This window comes from Clostridium paridis (assembly GCF_016765615.1).
GTDB lineage: Bacteria > Bacillota > Clostridia > Clostridiales > Clostridiaceae > Clostridium_T > Clostridium_T paridis.
The window spans coordinates 175,893-182,608 of record NZ_JAESWA010000024.1; the positions used below are offsets into that span (position 1 = coordinate 175,893).

A 6,716-nucleotide genomic window follows, 5' to 3' on the forward strand; every position below is an offset into this window, starting at 1 on the left:
AGCCATAAAGAAGGTGCCTTAATGAAACGCTATTTTTTTTATCTTGTATTTATAAACTCTATCAATAATATAATAATTTTTTTACCAAGGATTATTCTGCATGATCAATACCAAGGTTCAATTATGGCTATCATTTTTGCAATTCCTTTTGGTACAATCTTGCTGTATTTATTTATGAAATCAATTATAAATTTTCCTAACAAGGCTTTTCCAGAAATATTATCTATTACCTTCCCTAGATGGGCACAAATTAGTATTATGCTTTTTATTTGCTCACTATGGTATATATCTGGTTTTTTTATGTTATTAGCTTTAATTCAGATGATTCAACGTTTTATCTTTTTCAAGATGTCTGAATATATGCTATTAGCTATTCTTGTACTTGTGCTAATTTGGGCCATACAAACAGATGGATTAACTATATTTCACTCACTAGAAATATTTTTAATTATTATAATTCCTATGATTTTATTTATTTTTACTAAAGCTATATTTAATCATTACTTTTCTTGGGATTCATGCCTTGAAGTTGTGACTCATACTTTTTCTATGCCAACATTGTCATCGTATGCTGTAACAACCTATATGTTTACTGGATATACTGATATGCTTGTTTTCAATAAATTCTTTAATAAAGAAAATTTTCAACTAAAACACATATGGGTATTTCCTTTAATTGAGCTATTTTTATTAATCTTTGCCCTTTTTATACCAATTGGCTTTTTAGGAACACAGCAAGCATCTTCATTTAATTATCCTTGGATAGCTACTACTGATTGCATTAGCATAAAAATTGGAATAATTGAGCGTACTATGTTCATATATATATTACTTTTCTTTTTTACAGCTATAATAAACATAATAATACATTGGTATGTCTCCTTCGAACTAATTAATGATATGTTTAAACTTCAAATTAAACCTAATAAAACTCAAAAGATTCCTTGGTACATATTAGGTGTATTTGGCATCATTCCATTTTTACTGATAGGGATATTTAAAAATGAAGAAGCAATATTCTCTTCTGGAACTGTATGGCTCATACTTAGACTTTTTGCAGAACCTATTGTGGTTGGCTTAGTAATTCTAACAGCTTATATTGCAAAAAAGAAAGGAGCTACTTAATGCGTATCTTAAAGTGTTTTTTTATATCAATATTTATAACTCAAATACTTTTAATTTCTAGTGGCTGCAGCAGTACCAAAGAGATCGATAAAAGAGCTTTTGTGGCTTGCATAGGCATTGATAAAGTGGAACAAGATATGCATCGCTTTAAAATAACGCTAACCCTAGCACTTCCAGAAAAACAAATCGTAGACTACTTGAATCTAACTGCTGAAGCGAACACCTTAGCTGAAGCAATTGATGTACTTAAAACCCAAAGTAGTAAAGATATTGATTTTAGTTATGCAAAAGTTATTTTATTTGGAAAAGATTTAGCCACAGAAGACTTATCAGTTGCCATGGATTGGCTTATGCGTATAAAAGAAATTCAAACAATTGCTTTTGTTGTCGTAGGTGATCCTAGTGCAAAGTTTGTCTTAGATAAACGAGCTGAACTTCAAAAAAAGTCTGGGAAAAATTTATTGTCTATGAGTTCACTGATACTTGCATTTGATGGTTCCGGTGTGGAAACAAATTATATCACTCAAGTATATCTATTTGATTTTTATCGTAGTATGACCGAACTCGGAGTTACTCCCTTTCTTCCAATCATTAAAGTTCAGCAAGATCATTTTAAAATTAATCAGCTTGCCTTATTAGAAAAAGATAAATCATTAAAAATTAAGACAATATTTTCTCCTGATGAAACAGAAATATTTAACATGATATATAATAATAAAAATCATTTAAGGCTTAATATAACTACACCTCAAAGAGAATTTGTAATAAGGGTTCAAAATGTAAAACATAATTACTCCATTAATTCTGCTAATAAATCACATCCTAAATTACAGTATAATGTTAAGATAACTGGAATTATTGCAGAATCTACAACAACACAAGTACCGATAAACTTAAATTCCTGCGAGAAACTATCCTCGGAAGTACTGGAAGGGCAAATATTAAAGATGTTAAAAAAACTCCAAGCAGAGAATCTTGATCCAATAGGATTTGGTCTAAGATATCGCTCAAGAAATTGGAATAACTCTACGAAGTTCAAAGATTGGAATAACTTATATCCAAGTATAGATTATGAAGTGAATTTAAAGATGAAATTAGAATCATCAGGACTAGTTAAATAAATTAATTTCGTTAAAATCAAAAGCATTAATAGATTACTATTTCTATTAATGCTTTTCTATTTACATTATAAATTCAATGCAAATTGTAAGATATATACATTTATGTTAATATATATGTATATAATTAATAGAACTACTAGTTAAACTCAACTAACTGTTAAAATCACTATTCATAACTTTTTCTACTTATCTTCTTAAATTCTACAATTCACTTAATGATGATAAATTAATCTACCTAATCAATCACAATCCTAATACATAACTGAAGATAATCTTAAAGTACAAAAGACTATCTACCGATGAATCTTATTAATCTACAAGGAGGTGAAACTTAATCAACTTCTCGAATATAGGATGTTACATTAAATATTTGTATAAGGGGGAACAAGTATAATGAAAAGATTCAAAAAGATAATTTCATTGCTTATTATTGTAACTACTATTTTTACAACTGCTGCTTTTAGTAACGTTCAAAAGGTAACTGCTGCTGTAGACTCTAATAATGACGACTGGCTACATTGCGTAGGAAATAAAATCTACGATATGAATGGTAAAGAGGTTTGGCTAACAGGCGCAAACTGGTTTGGCTTTAACTGTAGCGAAAACGTATTCCACGGCGCATGGTATGACATTAAAGGAATATTAAAAGGAGTAGCTGATAGAGGAATAGGTTTTTTAAGAATCCCTATTTCTTCCGAACTTTTGTACAGCTGGATGATAGGAACACCCAATAAGGTTTCAAGCGTAACTGCTGCTAATAATCCACCATACTATGTTTGTAATCCTGATTTTTATGATCCAACTACAAATGGTCCTAAAAATAGCATGGAGATTTTTGATATCATCATGAGCTACTGTAAACAATTTGGTATAAAAGTTATGGTTGATGTTCATAGTCCAGATGCTAATAACTCAGGGCACAATTATCCATTGTGGTATGGTGTAACCACTTCTACAGCTGGAGAAATAACTACTCAAAAATGGATAGATACTTTAGCATGGCTAGCAAATAAGTACAAAAATGACGATACTATCTTGGCCTTTGACCTAAAAAATGAACCACATGGTAAAAGGGGATATACTGCAACTACACCTACAGATATGGCAAAATGGGACAACTCTACAGATGAAAACAACTGGAAATATGCTGCTGAAAAGTGCTCTAAAGCTGTACTTGCTTCAAACCCTAAATTATTAGTAATGATTGAAGGCGTTGAACAATACCCAAAAACTGAAAAAGGTTATACCTACGCTACACCAGATATATGGGGAGCTACTGGGGATGCTTCTCCATGGTATGGAGCTTGGTGGGGTGGAAATTTAAGAGGAGTAAAAGACTATCCAATTAACTTAGGCACACTTAACAGTCAAGTAGTATACTCTCCTCATGACTATGGTCCATCAGTGTATAATCAAACATGGTTTGATAAGGACTTTACAACCCAAACTTTATTAGATGACTATTGGTATGACTCCTGGGCATATATTAATGATAAGGGCATCGCACCTCTTCTTATTGGAGAATGGGGCGGATATATGGACGGAGGAAAGAATCAAAAATGGATGACACTCCTTAGGGATTATATGATAAAGAATCATATTAATCATACCTTCTGGTGTATAAATCCAAACTCAGGTGATACAGGTGGGTTATTAAGCTATGATTGGACAACTTGGGATGAGGCAAAATACGGTTTATTAAAACCTGCCCTATGGCAATCAAATGGGAAGTTCATTGGTCTTGATCATCAAGTACCTCTTGGTTCAAATGGTATTTCCTTAAGTCAGTATTATGGAACAAAATAATCAGTATTTAATTTAGGCTTCCAACTATGAAATAAATGAAAAGAATGAAAATGGGCTTCTTTTTAAAACCCATTATCATTCTTTTTTGCCATCTTACATTATATTGAATTTATTTAATATATTAACTTTGAAATATGGTAAAATATAATAATATTAAGAACTTAAAATAGGAGGTTTCTATTATGGCTATAAAAGACTACCTTAAATTTTTTTCTACTGAAACTCATCTACAATTAGATTATATTATTACGTTTAAAGACATGGATAGACCTAATATAACGGACTTCCCTGCTCTCCAACAATTAGGAAATTGGGATTCTTACGGTGAACATGGGTTTCGTATAAGCTGCAAGCTTCCTAAGGATAAATTTGAAGAAGTAATTAGTGAAGAAATGAACATATCAAAAGATAAATTTACAATAATCAACAGTGCTGAATTTGCAGGTGCTAGATTTTTTTAATACACAAATATATAAAGCCACACACTTTCATTTTTTGAAAATGTGTGGCTTGAATTATTTTAATTATTATATGATTTTTTTGATTTAACCTTCATTACTATCTTACATTCAATTCTTTCATATAGACTTCCAACTATATCTTTTAGCTTAATGTTATAAATATAATTTGTTACAAAAACAATAAAATATGCCCCTATTATATCAAACGGATAGTGATGTCCTACATATACTCTTGAAAATCCTACAAATACAGAAAGAATAGTTAAAATTACACTCAGTAATTTATTATAGTTTTTAAGCCCTAATGCTATACTCATTGTCCCAGTAGCATGATCACTTGGAAATGATGCATCTGCCGTATGTGGGAATAGTAAATTCACTTTATTATGTACAAATGGTCTATCAACATAATAAATACTTCCAATAATAAAGCTTAGTATTAAATTAATTGAAGTTAACACAATTGTATTTAACGCAACTTTTCTATATTCTATCTTATTATTTAGCATACCTAATATAAATATTATTGCAGTTACTGCCATAAATATATAGGGCATATCTTTTGAAAAGAAAATCATCATTTTATCAATCATCGTATTCTTATTTGCTAGATCATTTATTAGTCTAAAAAATTCTAAATTCATATTTAAATATCCTTTCTATACTATGCTTTTGTACAAAATAGCAATCTTATCAATATATCCACTTTGTATCATTATAAAAATTAATTTTGAACACATTATTCCTATTAAAACTCCTGCTATAACATCTGTTGGATAATGTACGTAAAGATATAACCTTGATAATGCTATTAAAAATGCTATCCCAACAAATATCAGTTTATACTCGCTAAAATATATAGATAATACTCCTGCTACTGCAAATGAAGATAAAGTATGCCCAGATGGGAAAGAATAAGTTAGTGGCTTTGCTATTAAAAGTTCGCTGCCATTATAATCACAAGGCCTAATCCTTCTGACTATATGTTTTACTATTCCTTCTCCTATTAGAGTGCTAACAATTAATGTTAATATTACCGTGTACCCAATTAATCTATAGGGCTTATTTGCTATTAAAATTGCTGCTATTACAATCCAAACTAACCCTAGGTTTCCCATACTTGTTACTATTGGCATTACACTATCTAGATATTTATTTTTCAAATACTTTCTGACAATGTACAGTCCATAATTATCAAATGTATTTATTTTTCTTAATACATTAAAACACATCTAATCACCTCTCTTACATAGTAACTGTGTATTTTCTCCTCCTAAAAACTTGAAACAATTAAATTTCTGAAATGATATCATTCTCGTTGTCATCCCTATTTTTCCTTTCTTTAATAACTGTAATTACCGCTGGAATAAGAGAGATTATAATAATAGCTATTAAGACATATGAAAAGTGTTCTTTAATAAATGGTAAGTTTCCAAAAAAGAATCCTCCACCTAAAAATAAAGTTACCCATAACCCTCCACCTGCCATATTGTAAGGGATAAACTTTGAATAGTTCATCTTTCCTATACCTGCTACAAAAGGTGCAAAGGTTCTAATTATAGGTATAAATCTCGCTATTACTATAGCCATTGAACCATGTTCCTGATAAAACTTCTGTGCTTTTATTAAGTGAGCTTTATTTATAAATTTTAAATCTTCTTTTTCTAGTATTTTGTGTCCTATTTTTTTACCTATATGATAATTAACTAAGTCTCCAAGCACAGCAGCTAAATATATTATCATCCAAAGAATAAATATATTCATTCCTCCCATTGCTGCTATTGCTCCAGCAGCGAAAAGCATTGAATCTCCTGGTAAAAATGGTGTCACAACTACTCCTGTTTCTAAAAATATAATTAAAAATAAAATACCATAAGTCAATATTCCATATTGATTAACTATTTGACTTAGAAACTTATCAATATGCAATATTACTTCTATAAAATTTCCTAAAACACTCATACTTTCTCCTCTCATGACTAAATAACTTAACATTGATTTATGTTTTAAATTATGGACTCTATAAATTAAAATCACATTAAAATAACATTAGATTCTTCTTGGAAATTTGCAACATAATAAAAAACCACCAGCTTAGCTGGTGGTTTTGCCTTAGCCCTATAAGGGCATATTACTTGCGTTGTGCCTTAAGGCACCTGTAAAAGATTCGCAGCCGCATACTGCTTTACTTGCTACCCTTAAA

Annotated in this window: 7 protein-coding genes; 4 read left to right on the top strand and 3 right to left on the bottom strand. The window is 30.1% G+C overall.

Annotated elements, in window-relative coordinates; translation table 11 throughout:
• Positions 1-21: 21 nt before the first annotated feature.
• The 4 genes from JK634_RS17000 to JK634_RS17015 all read left to right on the top strand — a co-directional run bounded on the left by JK634_RS17000 (position 22) and on the right by JK634_RS17015 (position 4,513).
• Complete coding sequence (locus JK634_RS17000; protein ID WP_202768920.1) at positions 22-1,125, top strand: GerAB/ArcD/ProY family transporter; 1,104 nt, start codon at positions 22-24, stop codon at positions 1,123-1,125.
• Complete coding sequence (locus tag JK634_RS17005; RefSeq protein ID WP_202768921.1) at positions 1,125-2,246, top strand: Ger(x)C family spore germination protein; 1,122 nt, start codon at positions 1,125-1,127, stop codon at positions 2,244-2,246. The genes JK634_RS17000 and JK634_RS17005 overlap by 1 nt, the downstream gene beginning before the upstream one ends.
• A gap of 393 nt (positions 2,247-2,639) precedes the next feature.
• Positions 2,640-4,052, top strand: coding sequence for a glycoside hydrolase family 5 protein (locus tag JK634_RS17010; RefSeq protein WP_202768922.1), 1,413 nt, complete (start codon positions 2,640-2,642; stop codon positions 4,050-4,052).
• Between the two features lie 182 nt (positions 4,053-4,234).
• Positions 4,235-4,513, top strand: coding sequence for a hypothetical protein (locus JK634_RS17015; protein ID WP_202768923.1), 279 nt, complete (start codon positions 4,235-4,237; stop codon positions 4,511-4,513).
• A gap of 59 nt (positions 4,514-4,572) precedes the next feature.
• On the opposite strand, the gene JK634_RS17020 is transcribed toward JK634_RS17015, so the two are convergent.
• The 3 genes from JK634_RS17020 to JK634_RS17030 are packed head-to-tail and all read right to left on the bottom strand — an operon-like array spanning position 4,573 to position 6,475.
• Entirely contained in the window at positions 4,573-5,157 is a 585-nt protein-coding gene (locus tag JK634_RS17020) for an undecaprenyl-diphosphatase (protein ID WP_202768924.1), read from the bottom strand.
• A 15-nt stretch (positions 5,158-5,172) separates the two neighbouring features.
• Positions 5,173-5,745: a phosphatase PAP2 family protein gene (locus tag JK634_RS17025; RefSeq protein WP_202768925.1), complete on the bottom strand. Its 573-nt coding sequence runs from the start codon at positions 5,743-5,745 to the stop codon at positions 5,173-5,175.
• 58 nt (positions 5,746-5,803) lie between these two features.
• Positions 5,804-6,475, bottom strand: coding sequence for a VTT domain-containing protein (locus tag JK634_RS17030; protein ID WP_202768926.1), 672 nt, complete (start codon positions 6,473-6,475; stop codon positions 5,804-5,806).
• Between the last annotated feature and the right edge of the window lie 241 nt (positions 6,476-6,716).

Coding starts and splice junctions, on each gene's coding strand:
- JK634_RS17015 (WP_202768923.1), top strand. CDS start 4,235: ATGGCTATAAAAGACTACCTTAAATTTTTTTCTACTGAAACTCATCTA.
- JK634_RS17010 (WP_202768922.1), top strand. CDS start 2,640: ATGAAAAGATTCAAAAAGATAATTTCATTGCTTATTATTGTAACTACT.
- JK634_RS17000 (WP_202768920.1), top strand. CDS start 22: ATGAAACGCTATTTTTTTTATCTTGTATTTATAAACTCTATCAATAAT.
- JK634_RS17020 (WP_202768924.1), bottom strand. CDS start 5,157: ATGAATTTAGAATTTTTTAGACTAATAAATGATCTAGCAAATAAGAAT.
- JK634_RS17005 (WP_202768921.1), top strand. CDS start 1,125: ATGCGTATCTTAAAGTGTTTTTTTATATCAATATTTATAACTCAAATA.
- JK634_RS17025 (WP_202768925.1), bottom strand. CDS start 5,745: ATGTGTTTTAATGTATTAAGAAAAATAAATACATTTGATAATTATGGA.
- JK634_RS17030 (WP_202768926.1), bottom strand. CDS start 6,475: ATGAGTGTTTTAGGAAATTTTATAGAAGTAATATTGCATATTGATAAG.